Raw genomic sequence first — 20,693 nt, forward strand, 5'->3', positions numbered from 1 at the left:
CACCGGAGGTGTGAAGTTGTCCATCAGGGCGAGAACCCGAGGCGTCGCCGCGGCCACCGCGCTGGCCGTGCTGTGCGCTGTGGTCGTGGTGCGCGACGTGAGCGCACCGGCCCCGGCGGCGGCACGCCAGGACGAGCCCGCCGTCGCGGGCCGCATCGCCTACGCGGGCACCGGCCACCGCGGCATCGGCGCGGTGGCCGATCCGGTGCCCGACCGGCTCGACCCCAGTGAGCCGCTGATGGGCGCCGGACTCGCGCACTTCGACGACCACGTCTCGGCGCGCGGGGGCCTGGTGGTGTTCACCAGCCTGCGCGACGGGCCGCGGCCCCAGGTCTACCTGCGCGCCGCCGACGGCTCGGTGCGCAGGCTCACCGAGGACCACGACGCGGGCCACCCGCAGCTGTCGCCGGACCTGCGCACGGTGGTGTTCGACTCCGCCGAGGACGGGCAGCGCGACCTGTGGCTGGTGGGCGTGGACGGCACCGCCCCGCGCAGGCTCACCACCGGTCCCGCCGACGAGACCTGGCCGACGTTCTCGCCCGACGGCGCGCAGATCGCCTTCTCCGCCGACCGCGACGGCGCCCCGGAGCTGTACCGCCAGCCGGTCACGGGCGGCGCGGCGGTGCGGCTGACCGACGAACCCGACGGCGCGGCGGTGGAACCCGCGTGGAACCCGCGCGACGGCCGCATCGCCTACACCCTCGACCGAGGCGCGGACGCGCCCGCCCAGGTGCGGGTGCTCGACGGCGACGGCGCCGCCACCCCGCTGCTGGGCGGCGACCAGGCCGGGTGGCGCAGCCGCTGGCCGGTGTGGCAGCCCGACGGCGCGGGGCTGCTGTTCCTCAGCCACGACCAGGTGTGCAGCTGCCCGGCCGACCCGAACGTGGAGAAGGTCTACCTGGCCGACACCGCGCCGGGGCTGCCGGTGACCGCCCCGCCCGGCCTGCTGCTGGCCGAGGACCGGCAGGTCGGCTCCCCGGCATGGCTGGCGGGCACACCGCCGCGGCTGCTGGTCTCCCGCACCACCGCGCCCACCCGCTCCACGGCCACCCTGCAGGACATCCGCCCCGACGGCGGCGACCCGCGCGACCTCGGCCTGCCCGTGCTGCGCGAGGACCCGGAGAGCGTCAACGACCCCAACCTGCTGTTCCACCCGCGTCCCGGATTCGACCCGTGGACCCAGCGACAGGCGTACTCCCCGGACGGGCGCGGCATCGTGGTGACCCGGTTCGAGAACGTGGAGGACACCCGAGTTCAGCGGCTGTGGCTGGTCGACGCGGACGGGGGCGACCCGCGCAGGCTCCCGGTGGCCGACCGGGAGGTCGCGGACTGGGAGTTCGACCCGGCGTGGTCGCCGGACGGCCGGTTCATCGCCTTCGCCCGCCGCTCGCCCGGCGGCGTGCCGCCCAACGCCGGGAACAGCCGGATCGTGGTGGTGGAGGTGGCCACCGGCGCGGTGGTCGGGCAGCTGCGCCCACCGCCCGAGGCCGCCGGTCTGGAGGACACCCAGCCCGCGTGGTCCCCGGACGGCACCACCCTGGCCTTCACCAGGGGACTGGTGACGCAGGGGCCGGAGGGCGAGGTCCGCGACAACCACATCTGGACCGCTCGCGCGGGCGAGCTCGACCAGCAGCGCGACCTGTCCCGACAGGTGTGCGGGTTCGACTGCGAGGTCACCGACGACAGCGCGGCGTTCCGCCCCGACGGCGGCGCGCTGGTGTTCAACCGGGAGTTCGACGGCCTGCTGGAGGTCTCGCTGCCCGACGGCGCGTGCCGGGTCGTGCTGCCCACCGGGCCGGGCACCTGCGCCACGCCGCAGACCGCGCCGCCGACCGGGCCGTTCCAGCCCAGGGACGCGGCCTTCGCCCCGGACGGCGACCGGCTGGCGGTCACCGCCCGCCGCGTGGGCGACGTGCGCTCCCCGGAGGAGCTGGGCGTGCTCGACCCCACCACCGGGGAGCTGGGCAGCATCACCCGCACCCTGCCGGGCAGGCAGAAGGAGCCCACCTGGCAGCCGTCGGTGGACCTGGCGGTGCAGGCGCCGCCCGCCGTGCCCGAGCTGGAGACCGGGGCCACCACCACCGCCACCGTGACGGTGCTCAACCGCGGCCCGGCGACCTCGCCGGGCACGGCGTTGACCATCGCGGTGCCCGGCGGCGTCCGCGTGGCCGACCTGCGCCCGGACCGGGGCTCCTGCGACGCGACCGCGCTGCGCTGCGACCTGGGCGCGCTGGAGGACGGGGCGAGCGCGCGGGTCGCCGTGGACCTGGTCGGCCTGGTGCCCGGCCGCGACCGGGTCACCTGGTCGGTGACCGGCGGCGTGCTGGACGTGCGGCCCTCGGACAACGCCGCGCGGACCGAGGTCCCGGTGCGCGAACCGGTGACCGACCCGCCCCAGCCCTCCCCGTCCCCGCAGCCCACCCCGTCCCAACCCGTTCCGCCGCCCCCTCCGCCTCCTGCGGCGGGCCCCGGCGTGGCCGTGGTGGTGCAGCCGGACCCCTCCTACGTCGGCGGGCGGGCCACCGCCACCTACACCGTGCGCAACGGGGGCGGCGGCCTGGCCACCGGGCTGCGGCTGGACTTCCAGCTGCCCGAGCGGGTGCCGGTGGCGGCGCTGCCGCCGGGGTGCTCGGCGGCGGGCTGCGCGCTGCCCGACCTGGCGCCCGGCGCGTCCCTGGTGGTGCAGGTGCTCTTCGCGCCCGACGCGCCGCTGCAGACCACCGTGCGCGGCGCGCTGCGCACCACCGGCACCGACGCCGACCCCCGTGACAACGCCGCGAGCGCGCCGATGCGGGTGCTGCTGCCGCGCATCGTGGCCGTGCCGCCGATCGGCGAGCCCGGCTTCGTGACCTCGGTGCGCGGCGTGGACTTCCCGCCCGGCGTCCCGGTCCGGCTGACCTGGTCGCCCGGCATCACCGCGGCCGCGGCGCCGACGGTCCCGCGCGCGGACGGCGGGTTCACCGCGCAGCTGCTCATCCTGCCCAAGGACCAGACCGGACCCCGCACGATCACCGCCGCCGGCCTCGGCTTCCGCCCCGCCACCACGCCGTTCCTGGTGGTGCCCGGCTCCATCGGACCGCCGGACATGGTGGCCCGCCGGTGATCCCGAGGACGAAGGAGGAGGAGCGCCCGTGATCCACGAGGTGGACGAGGGCATCCGCAGGCTGCTGGTGGACGCGGGCGTGCCCGGCGGTGGTGGCGAGCTGGCGTTCGACCCGCCCACCAAGGAGTGGACCGCGCGGCGCACCGCCCCGGCGGTCAGCGTGTTCCTCTACGACATCCGCGAGGACCGGGCCCGCCGCAGCTCCGGCTCGCTGGAGGTGCACGACGACGACGGCGTGCTGCTGGGCTGGCGCGGCCCGACGCGCTGGTTCGTGCTGTCCTACCTGGTCACCGCGTGGACCAACCGACCGCAGGACGAGCACCGCCTGCTGTCCCAGGCGCTGACCTGCCTGGTGCGCACGGAGAAGCTGGCCTCCCGGTGGCTGACCGGCTCGCTGGCCGAGCTGGGGCTGTCGGTGGCCTTGGAGGCGGCCGGACCGGTGTCGGAGGGCCGCGCGGTCGCCGACCTGTGGTCCGCGCTGGGCGGCGAGCTCAAGCCCGCCATCGACCTGAAGGTGACCTCGCCGCTGGCGGGCGAGTGGACCCCCGCCGGTCCGCCGGTGACCGAGGGCGTGGTGCTGCGGGCGCTGCCCGAGCACGCGGCGGGAGAGGCGGCGCGCAGGCTGCGCTACGAGGGGCCGACCACCGCCGAGGGCGAGGGGTTCGCGGTCACCAGGCCCCGACCGCTGCCCACCGGGCGCCGCCCCCGCGGCGGCGGACCGATCCGATGACCGACCCGGAGCGGACCGATCCGCGGCGCGAGGCCGACCTGCGCTACCTGTGGGCCCGGCTCGGCGCGGTGGAGGCGCGGGTGCGGCGGGCGGTGGACGCGCGGCTGGCCGACGACCCCGATCCCGGCGATCCCTACCGCGGGCTCTACCTCACGCCCGAAGCGGTGCAGGGGGTGCTGGCCGAGCCCCGGCAGCCGCCGCTGGAGCACCCCGAACCGGGCTCCGGACCGGACAGCGGCCCCGAGCCCCGGCTCGTCGCGCTCGCCCGCGACTTCGGCCTCACCCCCCTCGACGTGGAGTTCCTGCTCGTGGCGATGGCCCCGGACGTGGACGCGCGCTTCGAGAAGCTCTACGGCTACCTCAACGACGACGTGACCCGACGACGCCCGACGGTGGGGCTGGCGCTGCGGCTGTGCGGCGCGTCGGTGGCCGGACCGGGGCGCTTCCGCCTCGCGGCCACCGCGCCCCTGGTGGCGGGCGGCCTGGTCGAGGTGCGCGACCCGACGGCCCCCGCGCTGTCGCGGGTGCTGGGCGTGCCGGACCGGGTGGTGGCGCACCTGCTGGGGGACGACACCCCCGACCCGGTGGTGGCCCGGCTGGCGCGCATCGTGCCGCGGGCGCACCCCCCGGACGGGGAGCTGCCCGAACGGCTCGGCGCGGGACTGCGCGCCGGGGTGACCCCGGTGCACCTGCGCGACACCGGCGGCGACGCGGGGACCGCGGCGGTCGCGGCGCTGGCCGCCGCGGGCCGGGCCGCGGTGGTGCTGGACGTGGCGGCGCTGGCCGAGCGGGACGACGCCGAGCTGCCCGCCGTGCTCGCCGCCGTCGTGCGCGAGGCCAGGCTGCGCGGCGCGGGCATCGTGCTCGGCCCGCTGGAACCGCTGGTGCCCGCGCGGGTGCGGCTGGTGCGCGAGCTCGACGCGGTCGCGGGTGACGTGCCGGTGGTCCTGCACAGCGGGCAGCACTGGGATCCGAGGTGGACCGCGCGGCCGGTGCTGTCGGTGCCGCTGGCATCGCCGCCGCCCGCCGCCCGCGCGGCGTGGTGGGCGCGCGCGCTCGGCGGCGAGCCCGCCTTCTCCGCCGAGCTGGCGGGCTACCGGCTGGGCTCGGCGGAGATCGACCGGGCGGTGGCGGTGGCCACCCGCCTGGCGACGCTGGAGGGCAGGCCGGTCGGCCTGGACCACGTGCGGGCCGGGGTGCGGGCGCAGAACGCGGCCGGGCTGGACCGACTGGCCAGGCGGGTGGTGCCGGGGGTGGGCTGGGACGACGTGGTGCTGCCCGAGCGGACCCGCAGCCAGCTCGCCGAACTGGTCGTGCGGGCGCGTCACCGGGAGCGGGTGCTGGGGCAGTGGCGGATGCGCCCCGGCGGTGGGCGCGGGCGCGGTGTGGTGGCGCTGTTCGCGGGCGAGTCCGGCACCGGCAAGACCATGTCCGCGGAGGTCGTCGCGGCCGAGGTCGGCATGGACCTGTACGTGGTGGACCTGTCCACGGTGGTGGACAAGTACGTCGGTGAGACGGAGAAGAACCTGGAGCGGATCTTCACCGAGGCCGCCGGGGTGCACGGCGTGCTGCTGTTCGACGAGGCCGACGCGGTGTTCGGGAAGCGATCGGAGGTGCAGAGCGCCCACGACCGCTACGCCAACGTCGAGTCCGCCTACCTGTTGCAGCGCATGGAGTCCTTCGACGGGATCGCGGTGCTGACCACTAATCTGCGCTCCAATGTGGACGAGGCGTTCACCCGGCGCATCGACGTCATCGCGGACTTCCCGATGCCCGACGTCGAGCAGCGCCGGGCGCTGTGGGAGCGCTGCCTGGGACCGGGACTGCCCAGGGCGGACGACCTGGACCTGGAGTTCTGCGCCGAGCGCTTCGAACTGGCGGGCGGGTCGATCCGCGCGTGCGCGGTGACCGCGGCGTACCTGGCCGCCGCCGCGGACCGCCCGGTGACCATGGCCGACCTGGTGACCTCGGTGCGCCAGGAGTACCGCAAGCTCGGCAGGCTCGTGCTGGAGAGCGAGTTCGGGCCGTGGTTCGCGGTGCCGGGGTGACCCCGACAACACCGTGAACCGAGCGCCCCGGTGCCATCGGCACCGGGGCGCTTCGCCGTGTGCCGCGGCGGATGCCTCTAGAGGCAACGGCACTGCCCCCGGTCGAGGTCCGCAGGACCTGCCCGCGCGCGAGGGTTGGCAGCAGGCTGGTGCAGGCAGCAGCGGACACCAGACAGGAGCGACCATGCCGCAGTACCTCTCGCCAGGCGTGTACGTGGAGGAGGTCCAGTCCGGAGCGCGGCCGATCGAGGGCGTCGGCACGGCGGTGGCCGCCTTCGTCGGCTTCGCCGAGAACGGTCCCTTCCACCGGCCGACGCTGGTGGCCAACTGGAACCAGTACGTGCAGAACTTCGGCGGCTTCACCGAAGGCGCCTACCTGCCGCACGCGGTGTACGGCTACTTCGCCAACGGCGGCGGCGCCGCGTACGTCGTTCGCGTGGGCGGCGCGGCGACCGACGGCGAGCCCGAGCCGCCCGCTCCCGAGCCGGTGCGGCTGGGCGGCCTCAGGATCGCCGCGCTGCCGGGCGCGGGCGCGGACATCGCGGTCGAGGTGACCGACGCCGACGGCGAGAACCCGCCCGAGGACCGCTTCAAGCTGCTGGTCCGCCAAGGCGGCAAGATCGCGGAGAGCTACGACGTCTCCACCCGCAAGAACGCCAAGAACTACGTCGTGACCCAGGTGTCCGAGCGCTCCAAGCTGATCGGGGTCACCGAGCAGTCCAGCGGTGCGCTGGCCCGGCCGGACAAGCAGTCCGTCGCGCTGCCCGCGGCGGGCGCGGGCGGTGCGGCGGCGGCCCCGGCCAAGCTCGACGCGCAGGAGTACCTCGGCGACCCGGAGGCGCGCACCGGCTTCGGCGGTCTGGAGAGCATCGACGAGGTCACCATGGTCGTCACGCCCGACCTGATGAGCGCCTACCAGCGCGGCATGATCGACCTCGAAGGCGTCAAGACCGTGCAGCTGGCGATGATCTCCCACTGCGAGCAGATGGGCGATCGCGTCGCCGTGCTGGACGCCCCGCCCGGCCTGTCCGCCCAGCAGGTGCGCGCATGGCGCATGGACGAGGCGGGCTACGACTCCCGCTACGCGGCCCTGTACTACCCCTGGATCAAGGTCTTCGACCCGGCCACCGGCCGCAACACCGTCGTGCCGCCCTCCGGCCACATCGCGGGGGTGTGGGGGCGCAACGACACCGAGCGGGGCGTGCACAAAGCACCTGCCAACGAGGTCATCCGCGGCGCGGTGGACCTGGACTACCGGTTGAGCAAGAGCGAGCAGGACCTGCTCAACCCGATCGGCGTCAACTGCGTGCGCGCCTTCCCCGGTCGGGGCATCCGCATCTGGGGCGCCCGCACGCTGTCCTCGGACCCGGCCTGGCGCTACCTGAACGTGCGCAGGCTGTTCAACTACCTGGAGGAGTCGATCCTCATCGGCACCCAGTGGGTCGTCTTCGAGCCCAACGACGACCGCCTGTGGTCCAGCATCCGGCGCAACATCACCGCCTTCCTGACCGAGCAGTGGCGACAGGGCGCGCTGTTCGGCCGCACCCCGGCGGAGGCGTTCTACGTCAAGTGCGACCGGGACAACAACCCCCAGGAGTCCATCGACCTCGGCCAGGTCGTCTGCGAGATCGGCGTGGCGCCGGTCAAGCCCGCGGAGTTCGTGATCTTCCGGCTGTCGCAGTTCTCCGACAGCACCAGCCTCGTCAGCGAATGAGCCCCTCGCGGGGCGCGTGAACCAGAAAGGCGACAGCACCCATGGCAGAAGGCGATGCCCTCTCCACACACATCTTCGGCGTCCAGCTCGGCGGGTTCATGGTCGAGTCGCTGCAGGAGGTCAGCGGCCTGACCGTCGAGGAGGACGTGGTCGAGGTCTTCCAGGTGACCTCCACCGGCAAGCCGCTGATCCGCAAGCAGCCCGGCGCGCAGAAGGGCGGCGAGGTCACCATCACCAGGGGGCTCGACAAGAGCGAGGAGTTCACCAAGTGGCTCAAGGAGACCCTGGAGAAGGGCGCGGTCACCGCGGCCAGGCAGAACATCACCATCGAGGTCAAGGACACCGAGGGCAACTCGGTCCGGCGGATGCAGCTGATCAACGGCTGGGCCAGCAAGTGGGAGGGCCCCTCGCTCAAGGCCGGTGAGTCCAGCGCGGCCACCGAGAAGGTCACCCTGGTGTTCGAGGAGATCAAGGTCGAATGAGGCGCCGGGCGATCAGCATCGACCAGCTCGACGAACTGGTCGAGGAGACCAAGCCGCAGCCGGAGCGGCCCGCCGCCGTCGCGGCGGGCGGGTTGCGCACGGTGTTCGACTTCGAGCTGCCGCGCGGCTACGTCGACGCCGACGGCGTGGTGCACCGCCGTGGCCGGATGCGTCTGGCCACCGCGCGGGACGAGCTGCGACCGCAGATCGACCTGCGGGTCAAGGAGAACCCCGGTTACCTCAGCGTGGTGCTGCTCAGCCAGGTCATCACCGAGCTGGGCACGGTCGGGGAGGTGCACGCGGGCGTGGTGGAGCAGATGTACGCCACCGACATCGCGTTCCTCCAGGACTTCTACCGGCGCATCAACAGCGAGGGCCACACCCGCGCGGGCGTGACCTGCCCGTCGTGCGGCACCGCGTTCGAGGTGGACCTCGCCGGTGGTCGCCTGGGGGAATCGTGACGTACGCGGCCGAACGGCTGCTCGAGGAGGTCGCGTACGTGGCCTACCACTTCCACTGGCCGCGCGAGGAAATCCTCGACCTGGAGCACCACGAGCGCCAGCGGTGGGTCGGGGAGATAGCGCGGATCAACACCAGGGTGAACGAGGGGAGGTGATCGGTGTGCCGTTCTGGGACAGGCTCCTGGGACGCGGTCGCGCCGCCGGGGCCGAGCCGCACGCGCGCCCGGCGCGGCCCGCCTGGGACGGCGGCTGGCGCGCGGTCGCGCCGTGGGGCGGGGTGCTGCCGGGTGGGAACCCGGCGGTCGGTGACGGGACGCGGTTCCGGGACGGACTGGCCTCCTGGCAGGACCACACCCTGGGCACCGGGCTCGGGCACTCGGTCAGCCCGACCGCCCCGGCGGGGCTCGTGCACGGTGTGGCCGTGCAGCGCACGGTGCGGCGTGGCGAGTACTCCGGCGGTGGGCCGCTGCCGGTGGCGCTGCGGCGGGGGAACGGCGAGGAGCCCGCGGCCCCGTCCGGCCCGGACGCCCCGGCGCGGACCGGGCGGGACGCGCGACCGTCCTCGCCGCAGGTCCCGGCGGGGCCTCCACGGAGGACTTCCTGGCTGCCGTGGCGGAGATCCTCGACCAAGCCCTCGGTGGGGTCGTCGGCTGCGTCGTCGGCAGGCGGTTCACCGGTGTCCGCTCCGGGCGGTGAGCCACACCGCTCGGTGCAGCGCTCGGCGGAATCCCTGGCGGGCGGGGGCTCGGCCGTTCCGCCGGGGTCTTCGCCGGAACTCGCGGTGCAGCGCTCGGTGCCACCTCAGGCAGGGCGGAGCGCTGCCGATCCCCATGCGGTGTCCGGGGTGCGGCGGCCCACCGGAGCCGGAACAGCAGCGGTGTCCCCGGTGCGGGGTTCGGCGGAACCGGTGGCGACTGGTTCTCCCGAGCTTCCGGTGATCCCGGCGGCGCCGTCTTCGGTGGTGCCGTTGACGGGTTCCCCGGCGGCTGGTTCTTCGCGGCCCTCGACTGCGCCTCTGGTGCAGCGTTCAAGGCAGTCCTCTGTGGACTTTCCAGGTAACCGTTCGGCGGGTGGTTCCGTCAAGGACGCGACGGTGTCTCCGCCGGAGTCCCCGGCAGCTGGTTCACCGGAACTGCCGGTGGTGCCCTCGGAGCGGATCTCGGTGCAGCGCTCGTCGCGGTCTTCGACCGGGGTCGAGGCGGCGTCCTCTTCGGCGGTTCCGCCTGCGTCTTCGGCGTCGAGCACGAGAGGTTCTTCGACTGAGCGGACCACAGGCGGTGCCACCGATGTCACGGCGCCGTCATCGGCGCAGTCATCGGCGCAGTCATCTCTACAGTCGTCCGTGCGGCCGTCCGTGCCGTCTCCGGTGGCTCCGCTGGTGGGGTCTGCGGCGGAGCTCTCGGTGCAGCGCTCGCAGGAGTCTCCGAGGCGTTCACCGACGAGCGGGCCCGCCGCGCCCTCGGCGTTGCCTCTGGCGCGGCACTCGCCCACGTCGTCGGGGGAATCGCTCGGCAGTGGTGCGGCAGCGCCTTCGGCTGGAGCGGCAGGTGGCTCCACGATTGCTCCGGCGGCGTCCCCGGAGCGGCGTGCGCCCGAGCCGTCGGCCCGACCGGCAGCGGGCCGTGCTCCGAAGCCTTCGGCGCAGCACTCGGGGACAACCGCGGCCCAGTCGGCCGCGAGCGGCCCGGTGCAGCGTTCGACGGGTACGTCGACAAGGCCGATTCTGGGTGCCCCGGCCGGAAACCCGGTCGCTCCGCCCGCATCTCCGGCGACCGCGGCCGGATCGCCCGGTACCCCTGTGCCCCCGAGGCGTTCGACCAACCCTCCGACTCGCCTCCCGGTGGTGCCGGTGCAGCGCTCGACGCCCGCTGCGCCCGCACCACCCCCCGCAGCGCCCGGCCGACCGGTGCGGCTCAACGAGATCGGGTCGCCGATGACCGTGGCCCGACAGCCCGACCTGCCACTCCGCCCGGTACCCGCGGTGCGGTCGTCGGGCACCACGACGCCACCGGAGAGGGAGGGGACCGGCCTGCCACCAGCTCGAGCGGTCGGGGCTGCGGGTGCCTCACCGGTCGTGCAACGACAAGCCGACACCAGGGCGCGGACCGCTCCAGTCCTGGGCGAGCCGCTGACGCGGCTGCCCGCGAGCGCCGTGGCACCGGGAGCCACCCCCGGCGCACCCGTCGCACGGCGACCGGACCCGGTCGTCCAGCGCAAAGCGGTGCTCGGCATCGGAGAACCGCTCCGGGAGGTCCCGGCCACGGCGGCCCCGGCGGGCCAAGGCCCGCCGCGCCGCCGCCCGGCTTCCCCTGCGGTGTCGGCGGAACGCCCGGCGCGGCCTCGGGCCGGGGTGCCCGAGCCGACCGGGAGGCCGGAGCCGACCGGGAGGCCGGAGCCGACCGGGGGGCGGCGGGCCGCGCTGCCCGTTGTCGCGCTGGACCGCCCACCGTTCCCGCGCGGGAACCCGGACCAGCCGACCGCCTCGGTGGCCCCGTTGCTGCTGAACCGCCCGCTGATGACCAGCACCCCCAGCACCGCGCCCGCGCCCGTCCACCGCGCGGCCAAGCCGGTGGTCCGGCCGCGCTGGTCGGGCGCGCGGCAGCAGGACTCGCCGGTCCAGCGATCGGTGAAGCCCGCACCGCCGCGACCCCTCGGCGGCGGTGCGGGGCAGGCCCGGCCGGTCGTGCCGCCGCGCCCGTCCACCACCCCGGTGCCGCCCGGCGCCCACCGGAGCCCACCGGCACCGCGCACCCCCACCGGCGCGGTGCCGGTGACCTGGAAGACCGTGCAGATGGACAGGACCCCCGCACGACCGCCCAGCACGCTGCGGGTCGCCAACCCGACCACCGCGCAGCGCCGGGAGGCCCCGGCGGAACCGAGGGAGAACACCACAGCACGGCCGGGAGCGGCCAAGTCCGCCACCGACACCCCGAACGACGGCACGGCCTCGCTGGACGTCGACGCCCTCGCGCGCAGGCTCCACGAGTCGATCAGCAGGCAGCTGCGCGACGAGCTGCGCCACGGCCGGGAGCGCTTCGGCCGTCCGCACGACCGGAGGAGCACCCGATGACCAGCACCGTCTTCGCCAGCAGCGTCTTCTTCCAGCTCACCATCGCGGGCAACGACCTGGGCGCGTTCCACTCCTGCGAAGGGCTGGGCGCGCAGGTGGAGGTCGAGCAGTTCACCGAGGGCGGCAACAACGGGTTCACCTGGCAGCTGCCCTCGCGGATCAGCTGGTCCAACATCACCATGACCCGCCCGGTCACCGCGGACTCGGCCAAGGTCCTCGCCTGGTTCAACGACACCCTCCAGCAGGTCGAGCGCAAGGACGGCGAGATCGTCGCGCTCGCGCCGGACCTGACGCCGATCGTGCGGTGGCAGGTGCTGGGCATCGTGCCGATCCGCTGGCAGGGCCCCAGCTTCGACCCCAGCAGCTCGCAGGTCGCCACGGAGACCCTGGAGTTCGCCCACGAAGGGCTCCAGGCGTCCTGATCGGAAGGAGAACCACCTCGTGCCGAAGAAACCGGGGGCGAGCCTGGTCAAGGCCCGCCTGGTGATCATGGAGCCGCCCGCCAAGGTCGGCGCGAAACCGGGGGCGAAGCTGTCCACCGTCCAGTTCCAGTTCAACCCCGGCACCCTGGCGCTGGCCAAGAACACTGAGTGGCGGCGCAAGCCCTCGCGCATGGCGGGCCAGGCGTCGCTGCCGGAGTTCGTCGGCAGCGGGCCGCGCACGCTGAGCGTGGACGTGTTCCTCGACGCCACCGCCACCCACGACAACTCCGTGGAAACGGGTGTGGAGAAGCTGATGGTGGCCTGCGTGCCCACCAAGAAGAGCATCCAGAAGAAGAAGCCCGCCAGCCCGTGGGTGCGCTTCGAGTGGGGCACCGCCAAGTCGGTGTCCTTCGACGGCGTGCTGTCGAGCCTGTCGGTGGACTACTCGCTGTTCGACGTGGACGGCAAACCGCTGCGCGCCACCTGCTCGCTGTCGATCGAGGAGGCGGGGGTCGACACACCCGGCCAGAACCCGACCTCCGGCGCGCTGGAGGCCAGCCGCACGCACCGCGTGGTCGCGGGCGACAGCCTGCCGCAGCTGGCCTGGCGCGAGTACGGGGACGCGACCGCGTGGCGGGTCATCGCCGAGGCCAACGGCATCGACGACCCGCTGGTGCTGCGGCCCGGCACCCGACTGGTCGTGCCCGTTCTGGAGGACGGCGTGCCGGAGCCGGAGGGCAGCCGGTGAGCGCCGCCCGCGCCGCCGGGCGCTCCTTCGCCGCGGCCCCCGTGGTGATGGCGCCGAACGAGGTGCCCGCGCCCTGGGACCGGGAGCTGGTCAGCTGCGTGGTGGACGAGAGCGTCGGGGTGCCCGACACCGCCGTGCTGACCTACAACGACGCCGACCGCGAGCTGCTGTCCTCGACCGGCATCACCATCGGCACCGTGCTGAAGGTCTACGCCTCGACCGTGCGGACCGGTGCCAGGGAACTGCTGTTCAGCGGCGAGGTGACCGCGGTGGAGATGGAGGTGGACAGCTCCGGCACCTTCACCGTGGTGCGGGCCACGAGCAGGGCGCACCGGCTGTTCCGGGGCCAGCGGGTGGAGGCGTTCACCAACATGTCCGCCTCCGCGGTGGTGCGCAAGGTCGCCCGCAACGCGGGGCTGTCCGTCGGTCGGGTCGAGACCTCGCGCATCACCTACAAGCACCTGAGCCAGCCCGGTGTGTCGGACTGGGACTTCCTGCAGATGCTCGCCCAGGAGCACGGCGCCCTGGTGCGGGTCGACGACAAGGGGCGGCTGGAGTTCACCAAGCTCAAGCCCGCCGCCACGGCGCCCAGCCCGAGCACCTCCTCCGACCAGGACCCCCGCGTGCTGGAGTACGGCAAGAACCTGTTCGTGCTGCGGGCCGCCCTGGGCAGCGCGGAGCAGGCCAACGGCGTCGAGGTGCGCGGCTGGGACGTGGCCAAGAAGAAGCCGTTCGTGGCCAAGCAGAGCACCACGGCCAGCAAGACCGTCAAGCCCGGTCTGTCCGCGCTGACCGCGAGCAAGAGCTTCCGCACCAAGGCGCGGGCGCTGGTGGTGGACACGCCGTACGCGACCCAGGCCGAGGTGCTCGCGGCGGCGCGGTCGCTGGAGGCGTCGGTCGGCGCGGGCTTCGGCGAGCTGGAGGCCGTGGTGGAGGGCAACCCGATGCTGCGCGCGGGCGTGCCGGTGGCGCTCGCGGGCGTGGGCGCGGCGTTCAGCGGTCGCTACACGGCCACCGCCGTGACGCACGTGCTCGAACCCGACGCGGGCTACCGGACCACCGTCGTGGTCAGCGCCTCCCACGACCGCTCGCTGGCCGGCCTCGTCGCGGGCGCGAGTGTGCCCGCGCGCGGCACCCGGATGCCGGGTCTGGCCACCGGCATCGTCACCGACATCAAGGAAGCGGGCGGCCAGCGCGGCTGGGTGAAGTTGAAGTTCCCGTGGCTGGACGACAAGTACGTGACCGACTGGGTCCGCACCGTGCAGCTCGGCGGCGTGGGCGGTGGTGGTGTGTTCAGCCCGGACGTCAACGACGAGGTGCTGGTCGGCTTCGAGCAGGGCAGCCTCGACCGCCCTTACGTGCTGGGCGGGCTCTACAACGGGGTGGACGAGCCGTCGCCGCACGACCAGCCGCTGGTCGACCGCCGCAGCGGCAAGGTCAACCGCCGCTCGCTGGTGTCCCGCGAGGGCAACCGGTTGGAGCTGCTCGACGGCACCAGGACCTCGGGCGTGCGGCTGGTCAGCGGCGACAAGCGCTTGGAGGTCAACATCGACGAGAAGCGCGGCAGGCTGGAGCTCACCGTGCGCGGACCGGGCGGTCGCCGGGTGCTCAGCTCGCTGCTGATGAACAGCACCGGCATCACCCTCGACGCCAAGAACGGCCTGGTGCAGATCAAAGGCAGGCTGATCCGGCTCAACTGAAGCGCGCCCGCCCCGACCACCACGACACGTCAGGAGAACCCGCCATGCCCCCCGCCGCCCGCCTGGGTGACAAGACCTCCCACGGGGGCACCCTCGCCCCGCCGCCGCCCCCGCTGGCGGTGCGGGTGTCGACCGTGCTGATCGAGGGCGTGCCCGCCGCCGTGGTCGGCAGCGTGCACGCCTGCGTCAAACCGCCCGACCCCCTGCTGGGGCCGTCCAACGTGGTCATCCCGCGACCGGGACCGCCCAGGACCGTCCTCATCGGCGGCGTGCCCGCCGCGGTCGTCGGCGACCGCTCCACCTGCCAGGCCAGCATCGTCATGGGCGCGAAGACCGTGTTCATCGGAGGACCGCTGTGAACACCGACTTCATCGGCCGGGGCTGGGGTTTCCCGCTGCGGGTAGGACCCACCGGCGGCATCGGCATGGTGGAGGGGGAGCAGGAGATCCAGGAGGCGATCCGGCTCATCCTGGGCACCGCGCCCGGCGAGCGGCCGATGCGGCCGGAGTTCGGCTGCGGCATCCACGAGCACGTGTTCGCCCCGGCCGACCACGCCACCGCGGGCGACATCGCCCGCGAGGTGCGCGCCGCGCTGGACCGCTGGGAGCCGCGCATCGAGACCACCGACGTGGTCGTGGCGTTCGACTCGGTCGAGATCGGCACCCTCTACATCGACGTGCGCTACACCATCCGCTCCACCAACGACCAGCGCAACCTGGTCTTCCCCTTCTACACCATCCCCTCCGAGGAAGTGGAGGCAGGCTGATGGCACTGCCCGCGCCCAATCTGGACGACCGGCGCTTCCAGCAGCTGGTGGACGAGGCCAAGCGGTACGTCCAGCAGAGCAGTCCGGAGTGGACCGACCACAACGTCTCCGACCCCGGCGTGACGCTGATCGAGACCTTCGCGCACATGGTGGACCAGCTGGTCTACCGGCTCAACCGGGTGCCGGACAAGAACTACCTGGCGTTTTTGGACCTGCTGGGGGTTCGGCTGTTCCCGCCCACCGCGGCCAGGGCGGCGGTCACCTTCTGGCTGTCCGCGCCGCAGCCGGAGACCGTGCTGCTGGCCGCGGGCACCGAGGTGGCCACGGCGGGCGGCGACACCGCCGACGAGGTCGTGTTCGCCACCACCGACGAGCTGGCGATCGTGCCCTGCGCGCTGGACCGGCTGGTCACCAGGTCCGCCGACGGTGATCACGTCGACCGCACCAGGGATCTGGAGTCGGGCAAGGACGTGCCCTGCTTCCAGGCCGCTCCGGCGGTCGGCGACGCCACCCTGTTCGGCCTGTCCGCCGCCGTGCCCCGGTGCGCGGTGGTGGTGCGGCTGGACAGCCAGGTCGAGGGCATCGGCGTGGACCCCCGCCAGCCGCCGCTGGTGTGGGAGGCCTGGGACGGCCAGGGGTGGGTGGCGTGCGAGGTCGACGAGGACAGCACCGGTGGCCTCAACCGGCCCGGCGACGTGGTGCTGCACGTCCCCGCCGGGCACACCGCCTCGGTGGTCGCCGGGCACCGCGCGGGCTGGCTGCGCTGCCGGGTCACCGAGCCCCTGCCCGGTCAGCCCTTCTACGCCGAGTCCCCGACCGTGCGCGAGGCCGAGGCGTTCACCATCGGCGGCACCACCATCGCCGAGCACGCGGGCACCGAGGTCGACGTGCCGCTGGGGGAGTCGGCGGGCGTGCCGGGCCAGCGGTTCGCCCTGCCCGACGCGCCGGTGCTGCTGGACGGCGAGCCGGTGGTGGTGCAGGTAGCGGAGGGCGATGGCTGGCAGGACTGGACCGCGGTGCCCGACTTCGGCACCTCCGGTCCCGATGACCGGCACGTGGTCCTGGACGCCGCACTGGGCGAGGTGCTGTTCCCGCCCGCGGTGCGCGAGGCCGACGGAACGCTGCGCCGCTACGGGGCGGTGCCGCCCAAGGGCGCGGTCCTGCGGGTGCCGCGCTACCGCACCGGGGGCGGCCGGTCCGGCAACGTGGCGCGCGGCGCGATCTCGGTGCTGCGCAGCTCCGAGCCGTACGTGGCGCAGGTGGAGAACCGCGAGGCGGCCACCGGCGGGGTGGACGCCGAGACCGTGGAGGAGGCCAAGCTGCGGGTGCCGCACCAGATGCGGGTGCAGGAGCGCGCGGTGACCGCCGCCGACTACGAGCTGATCGCCCGGCAGGCGGTGCCGTCGCTGGCCAGGGTGCGCTGCCTGCCGGCGCACGACGCGGGCGGCGCGCGGGTGCTGCTGGTGCCCGACGCGGTCGCCGACGAGGGCGACCGGCTGCGCTTCGAGCAGCTGGTGCCCTCCGACGAGGTGCTGGCCTCGGTGGCGCGGCAGCTGGACGAGCGGCGACTGCTGGGCACGCGCCTGGTCGTGGAACCCCCGCGCTACCAGGGCGTCACGGTGGTCGCGCGGCTCGTCGCGGCGCGGGCCGACGCCAACCTGGTGCGGGAGGACGCCCTGCGGGCCCTGCACCGCTACCTCAACCCGTTGCGCGGCGGCCAGGACGGCACCGGTTGGGAGTTCGGCAGGTCGGTCCAGTTCGGCGAGGTCTTCGCGGTGCTGCAGCGGGTCGCGGGCGTGTCGCTGGTGCAGGAGGTCCGGCTGTTCCCCGCCAACCCCATCACCGGGGCGCGCGGCGCGCCGGTGGAGCGGCTGGAGATCGCGCCCAACGCGCTGGTGTTCTCCTACCAGCACCAGGTCGCGGTCGGCGCACCGTGAGCAGGGCGGCGCTCCCGGAGGTGCCCAGCAGGCACCCGCTGGGCGCGATGCTGCCCGCGCTGTACGCCGCGGACGGGTTCACCCAGCGGTTCACCGCCGGGCTGGACGCGGTGCTGTCCGCCATATTGTCCACTTTGGACAACCTGTCCGCCTACCTCGACCCGGCGCTGGCGCCGGAGGACTTCGTGGCGTGGTTGGCGTCCTGGGTGGCGGCCGAGACCGATCCGGGGTGGCCGCTGGAGCGGCGTCGCGAGGTGGTGCGGCGCGCCGTGGCGCTGCACCGCAACCGGGGTACCGCGCGCGGTCTGGTGGAGCGGCTGGAGCTGTCGCTGGGGGTGCGCGCCGAGGTGCTGGACGGCCCCGGCGCGCGCTGGTCGGCTGTGCCGGACACCGAGCTGCCCGGCGGGGCGGGGCAGCCGGTGGTGGTGCGGGTGCGGCCGGGCCGGTCGGGCCCGGTGGACCGGGAGCGGGTCGAGGCGCTGGTCGCCTCGGTGTGCCCGGTGCACGTCACCTGTGTGGTCGAGGTGCTGCCGTGAGCGCGCGGTCGTGCCCGCAGTGCGGCGCCCCGGTCGACCCCACCGACGACTTCTGCGGCAACTGCGGCAACTACCTGGGCTGGGCCGCCGATCCGGGGCGGACGGCCGGGAGCGGCTCCGCGACGCGGGATGGGGCGGCGGTACCGCCCGAACGGACGGCGGGGCGGGTGGACGCGGTGCCGCGCGAAGCGGACGACGCCGCGCACCAGGCCCGCTCAACCCCCGTGCCCCCCGCCCCGATGCCGCCGGTCCGGACGTCGCCGGGGGAGCCCCCGCCCGCCGCCCGGCTGGGACCGGTCCTGCCCGGCAGGCCGGAGGCCAAGCGCCCGCTGCCCACCGCGGCGGCCGAGGCGGCGGTGCACGGTCCGCCGTGCCCGAACTGCGGCACCGCCAACCCGCCGGGACGGCGCTTCTGCCGCCGCTGCGCCGCCCCGCTGCACCAGGGGCAACGCCCGGCCGGCGGCCCGCGCCGCCGCCGCTGGCGGTGGCGCGGCGACCGCTCCCGCTGGTTGCGCAGGCTGGCCGCGCTGCTGGTGGTGGCCGCCCTGGTGGCCGCGCTGTGGGTGTTCCACCCCCGGCTGCTCGCGCTGTGGGAGGACCTGCGCGACCGAATCGCGAATCCCGCGCCGGTCGCGCCGACGAGCACCACGGCCAGCGCGGCCGTGCCCGACCACCCGGCCGCTGCCGCCGCCGACGGGTTGTCCAACCGCTACTGGGGCGCGCCCGCCGTGGGCGACTCGGTCGACTTCGGCTTCGACGAGCCGTTCCGGCTGCTGTCGGTGGTGGTGCACGCGGGCGCGTCCGCGGAAGAGGAGGGCTTCGTCGCGCAGGCCCGGCCGTCGTCGCTGGAGCTGGTGGTGACCACCGCGGACGGCGGCACGCGCACGCTGCCGGTGACCCTCGCCGACCAGCCGGGCCCGCAGCGCACGGACACCGGCATCAGCGACGTGGTGCGCGTCCGGGTCGTGGTGCGCTCCGCCACCGGTCTGGCGCCGGGCGGGCACATCGCGCTGGGCGAGGTGGAGTTCTTCCGCCGTCCTTGACCGCGGCATTCGGGCAGTCCCACCGGGGAGATCGGGCAGCGGTGGGCTCGGGAGCCGCGATCCGGTCCGGGAGAGCGCACCACCTCCTCGGGCCCCTTGGTCGTCGGCCCTCCATGGACAGAAGTGGCTGCTGAACGTGAGGAGAGACATGGACATCGCAGTGGTCACCGGACCGGCCGGTCTCGTCGGCGGGGAGGCGGTTCGGGTGTTCGCGACCCGGTTCGACCTCGTCGTCGGACTCGGCGACCGGCCACGGCGGCAGCAGCCGCCGAACTTCCGCTCCCACCCGGTGGACCTGCGCGACCTCGCCGCGGTCACCGGGGTGCTGCGCGACTACGGCTCGGACGTGCGGCTGGTCGTGCACACCGCCGCGCACCCCGGGGGCGATCGCGGCGAGGAGCTGCCGTCCTTCGAAACCGCCGCGTTAGGCACGGTCAACCTGCTGGAAGCGGTCCGCCAGCACGCCCCGGACGCGGTGTTCGCTCTGGAGTCCACGGTCGAGGTCTACGGCGACGTGCCCAACGCCTTGCCGCTGGTGGAGACGCCGACGAGGTGGGAGCTGGACCCCGGTCACCCGTGGCACGAGCACGGCGTGGACGAGTCCATGGGCCTGGACCGGGCCGACCGCGCGTTCCCCGCCGTGCCGGTGCTCGCCGCCGACCTCACCGCGCAGGACCACGCCCGGCGGCTGGGCATGAACGTCGGCGTCTTCCGCGCGGGCACCGTGGTCGGGGCCGAAGGGCGGCTCGGCCTGCTGCCCACCCTGGTCCGCGACGCCGTGCGCGGCGTGCCGTTCACCATCCGCGGCCACGGCGGCAAGCAGGTGCGCGACGTGCTGGACGCGGCCGATCTGGTCGAGATGTTCTGGCACTTCTACCGCAACCCCCGGCCGGGCGCGGTCTACCACGCGGGCGGCGGGCGGGACCGGGCGGGCTCGGTCCTGGAGATCATCGCCGAGTACGAGCACCTGACCGGTCGGGAGGTGCGGTTCGACTACGACCCCGAACCGGGCTACGCCGACGTGCGGTGGTGGCTCACCGACACCGGGCGCTTCCGCCGCGACTACCCGCTCTGGCGGCCCACGCGCGGTCTGACCGACCTGCTGGCGGCGGCGCACCGGTACTGGAGCGGGGTCCCGAAGGTAGTCCTTGACCGGGGGATCGGCGCCGGTGTTGAGTGACACCGGCTTCCGACCGGCGAATCCGCACGTCCCGAGTGGTGTGCAGAAGGTCTGTAGACGTGTTTGAGAACGCGTGAAGCCGGTCCTCCCAAACTCGGTTGTGCAAGCCGGGACTGTGGGAGGCAGTGGTGGAGCAGCAAGTTCGGGTCGTCGTTCAGGCAGTGGATCACCTCAGCATGGCCGGGCTGACCAGCTACCTCGGGGCGCGTCCCGAGATCGTGCTGGTGGGGGGAGACCAGCGGGCCCAGGCCGACGTCACCGTGGTGGCGGTGAGCAGGTTGACCGGGGAGGTGACCGCGCGCCTGCGCCGGGCGGCTGCGGAGTCCCGCACCCCGGTGGTGCTGGTGCTGGACGAGGTGGGCGAGGCCGACGTGCTCACCGCCGTGGAGTGCCGGGTGGTGGCGATCCTGCCGCGCGCGGCGGCGACCGGGGACCGGGTGCTGCGCGCCGTGCTGGCCGCCTCCTCGGGCGGGGGCGTCATGCCGCCGACCATGGTGGCCGAGCTGCTCGACCACGTGCGGCGGTTGCAGCGGGAACTGGTGACGCCCGCGTCCGACGCGGGCAAGCTCACCGCCCGCGAGGCCGACGTGCTGCGGCTGATGGCCGAGGGGCTGGACACCGCGGAGATCGCCACCACGCTGTGCTACTCGGAGCGGACGATCAAGAACGTCTTCTACGGCATCACGACCCGGCTGAACCTGCGCAACCGCCCGCACGCCGTCGCCTACGCCTTGCGCAAGGGGATGATCTGAG

Annotated in this window: 19 protein-coding genes; 18 read left to right on the top strand and 1 reads right to left on the bottom strand. The window is 74.4% G+C overall.

What is annotated here, in order from left to right:
- Window positions 1–10: 10 nt before the first annotated feature.
- From JOF41_RS10605 to JOF41_RS10635, 7 genes are all read left to right on the top strand, one after another.
- Window positions 11–3,103 (top strand): hypothetical protein, encoded by a 3,093-nt coding sequence (locus tag JOF41_RS10605; protein WP_307867362.1) that lies wholly within the window; start codon window positions 11–13, stop codon window positions 3,101–3,103.
- Between the two features lie 28 nt (window positions 3,104–3,131).
- A complete protein-coding gene (locus tag JOF41_RS10610; RefSeq protein ID WP_189226465.1) occupies window positions 3,132–3,833 on the top strand; it encodes a Pvc16 family protein in 702 nt (233 codons plus the stop codon).
- A complete protein-coding gene (locus JOF41_RS10615; RefSeq protein ID WP_209618195.1) occupies window positions 3,830–5,881 on the top strand; it encodes an ATP-binding protein in 2,052 nt (683 codons plus the stop codon). The genes JOF41_RS10610 and JOF41_RS10615 overlap by 4 nt, the downstream gene beginning before the upstream one ends.
- 184 nt (window positions 5,882–6,065) lie before the next feature.
- A complete protein-coding gene (locus JOF41_RS10620) occupies window positions 6,066–7,595 on the top strand; it encodes a phage tail sheath family protein (protein ID WP_189226463.1) in 1,530 nt (509 codons plus the stop codon).
- A gap of 41 nt (window positions 7,596–7,636) precedes the next feature.
- The gene (locus tag JOF41_RS10625) at window positions 7,637–8,077 is read left to right on the top strand and encodes a phage tail protein (protein ID WP_189226462.1); all 441 of its coding nucleotides are present in this window, start codon (window positions 7,637–7,639) and stop codon (window positions 8,075–8,077) included.
- The gene (locus JOF41_RS10630; RefSeq protein ID WP_189226461.1) at window positions 8,074–8,538 is read left to right on the top strand and encodes a hypothetical protein; all 465 of its coding nucleotides are present in this window, start codon (window positions 8,074–8,076) and stop codon (window positions 8,536–8,538) included. Before JOF41_RS10625 ends, JOF41_RS10630 begins: the two co-directional genes overlap by 4 nt.
- Complete coding sequence (locus tag JOF41_RS10635) at window positions 8,535–8,693, top strand: DUF6760 family protein (protein WP_189226460.1); 159 nt, start codon at window positions 8,535–8,537, stop codon at window positions 8,691–8,693. The genes JOF41_RS10630 and JOF41_RS10635 overlap by 4 nt, the downstream gene beginning before the upstream one ends.
- A 646-nt stretch (window positions 8,694–9,339) precedes the next feature.
- Here JOF41_RS10635 and JOF41_RS10640 read toward each other — a convergent pair.
- Window positions 9,340–9,783, bottom strand: a complete 444-nt coding sequence (locus JOF41_RS10640) for a hypothetical protein (RefSeq protein ID WP_209618197.1) — start codon at window positions 9,781–9,783, stop codon at window positions 9,340–9,342.
- An 829-nt stretch (window positions 9,784–10,612) separates the two neighbouring features.
- On the opposite strand from JOF41_RS10640, the gene JOF41_RS10645 reads away from it, so the two are divergent.
- The 11 genes from JOF41_RS10645 (at window position 10,613) to JOF41_RS10695 (ending at window position 20,692) form a co-directional block, all read left to right on the top strand.
- Window positions 10,613–11,608, top strand: a complete 996-nt coding sequence (locus tag JOF41_RS10645) for a hypothetical protein (RefSeq protein WP_209618200.1) — start codon at window positions 10,613–10,615, stop codon at window positions 11,606–11,608.
- Window positions 11,605–12,030: a phage tail protein gene (locus JOF41_RS10650; RefSeq protein ID WP_189226457.1), complete on the top strand. Its 426-nt coding sequence runs from the start codon at window positions 11,605–11,607 to the stop codon at window positions 12,028–12,030. Before JOF41_RS10645 ends, JOF41_RS10650 begins: the two co-directional genes overlap by 4 nt.
- A 19-nt stretch (window positions 12,031–12,049) precedes the next feature.
- Window positions 12,050–12,778, top strand: coding sequence for a CIS tube protein (locus tag JOF41_RS10655; protein WP_209618203.1), 729 nt, complete (start codon window positions 12,050–12,052; stop codon window positions 12,776–12,778).
- On the top strand, window positions 12,775–14,478 hold the full coding sequence (locus JOF41_RS10660; RefSeq protein ID WP_307867363.1) for a VgrG-related protein: 1,704 nt from the start codon (window positions 12,775–12,777) through the stop codon (window positions 14,476–14,478). Before JOF41_RS10655 ends, JOF41_RS10660 begins: the two co-directional genes overlap by 4 nt.
- Window positions 14,479–14,522: 44 nt before the next feature.
- On the top strand, window positions 14,523–14,837 hold the full coding sequence (locus tag JOF41_RS10665) for a PAAR domain-containing protein (RefSeq protein ID WP_189226455.1): 315 nt from the start codon (window positions 14,523–14,525) through the stop codon (window positions 14,835–14,837).
- Complete coding sequence (locus tag JOF41_RS10670; RefSeq protein WP_209618206.1) at window positions 14,834–15,244, top strand: GPW/gp25 family protein; 411 nt, start codon at window positions 14,834–14,836, stop codon at window positions 15,242–15,244. The genes JOF41_RS10665 and JOF41_RS10670 overlap by 4 nt, the downstream gene beginning before the upstream one ends.
- Entirely contained in the window at window positions 15,244–17,181 is a 1,938-nt protein-coding gene (locus JOF41_RS10675; protein ID WP_209618209.1) for a putative baseplate assembly protein, read from the top strand. The genes JOF41_RS10670 and JOF41_RS10675 overlap by 1 nt, the downstream gene beginning before the upstream one ends.
- Complete coding sequence (locus JOF41_RS10680) at window positions 17,178–17,717, top strand: phage tail protein (RefSeq protein WP_189226452.1); 540 nt, start codon at window positions 17,178–17,180, stop codon at window positions 17,715–17,717. Before JOF41_RS10675 ends, JOF41_RS10680 begins: the two co-directional genes overlap by 4 nt.
- Window positions 17,714–18,760, top strand: coding sequence for a zinc-ribbon domain-containing protein (locus tag JOF41_RS10685; RefSeq protein ID WP_209618212.1), 1,047 nt, complete (start codon window positions 17,714–17,716; stop codon window positions 18,758–18,760). The genes JOF41_RS10680 and JOF41_RS10685 overlap by 4 nt, the downstream gene beginning before the upstream one ends.
- 148 nt (window positions 18,761–18,908) lie before the next feature.
- Window positions 18,909–19,940, top strand: coding sequence for an NAD-dependent epimerase/dehydratase family protein (locus JOF41_RS10690; protein ID WP_209618215.1), 1,032 nt, complete (start codon window positions 18,909–18,911; stop codon window positions 19,938–19,940).
- A 128-nt stretch (window positions 19,941–20,068) separates the two neighbouring features.
- Entirely contained in the window at window positions 20,069–20,692 is a 624-nt protein-coding gene (locus JOF41_RS10695; RefSeq protein WP_229796171.1) for a helix-turn-helix transcriptional regulator, read from the top strand.
- The last annotated feature ends 1 nt before the right edge of the window (window position 20,693 follow it).

This window comes from Saccharothrix coeruleofusca (assembly GCF_017876325.1).
GTDB lineage: Bacteria > Actinomycetota > Actinomycetes > Mycobacteriales > Pseudonocardiaceae > Actinosynnema > Actinosynnema coeruleofuscum.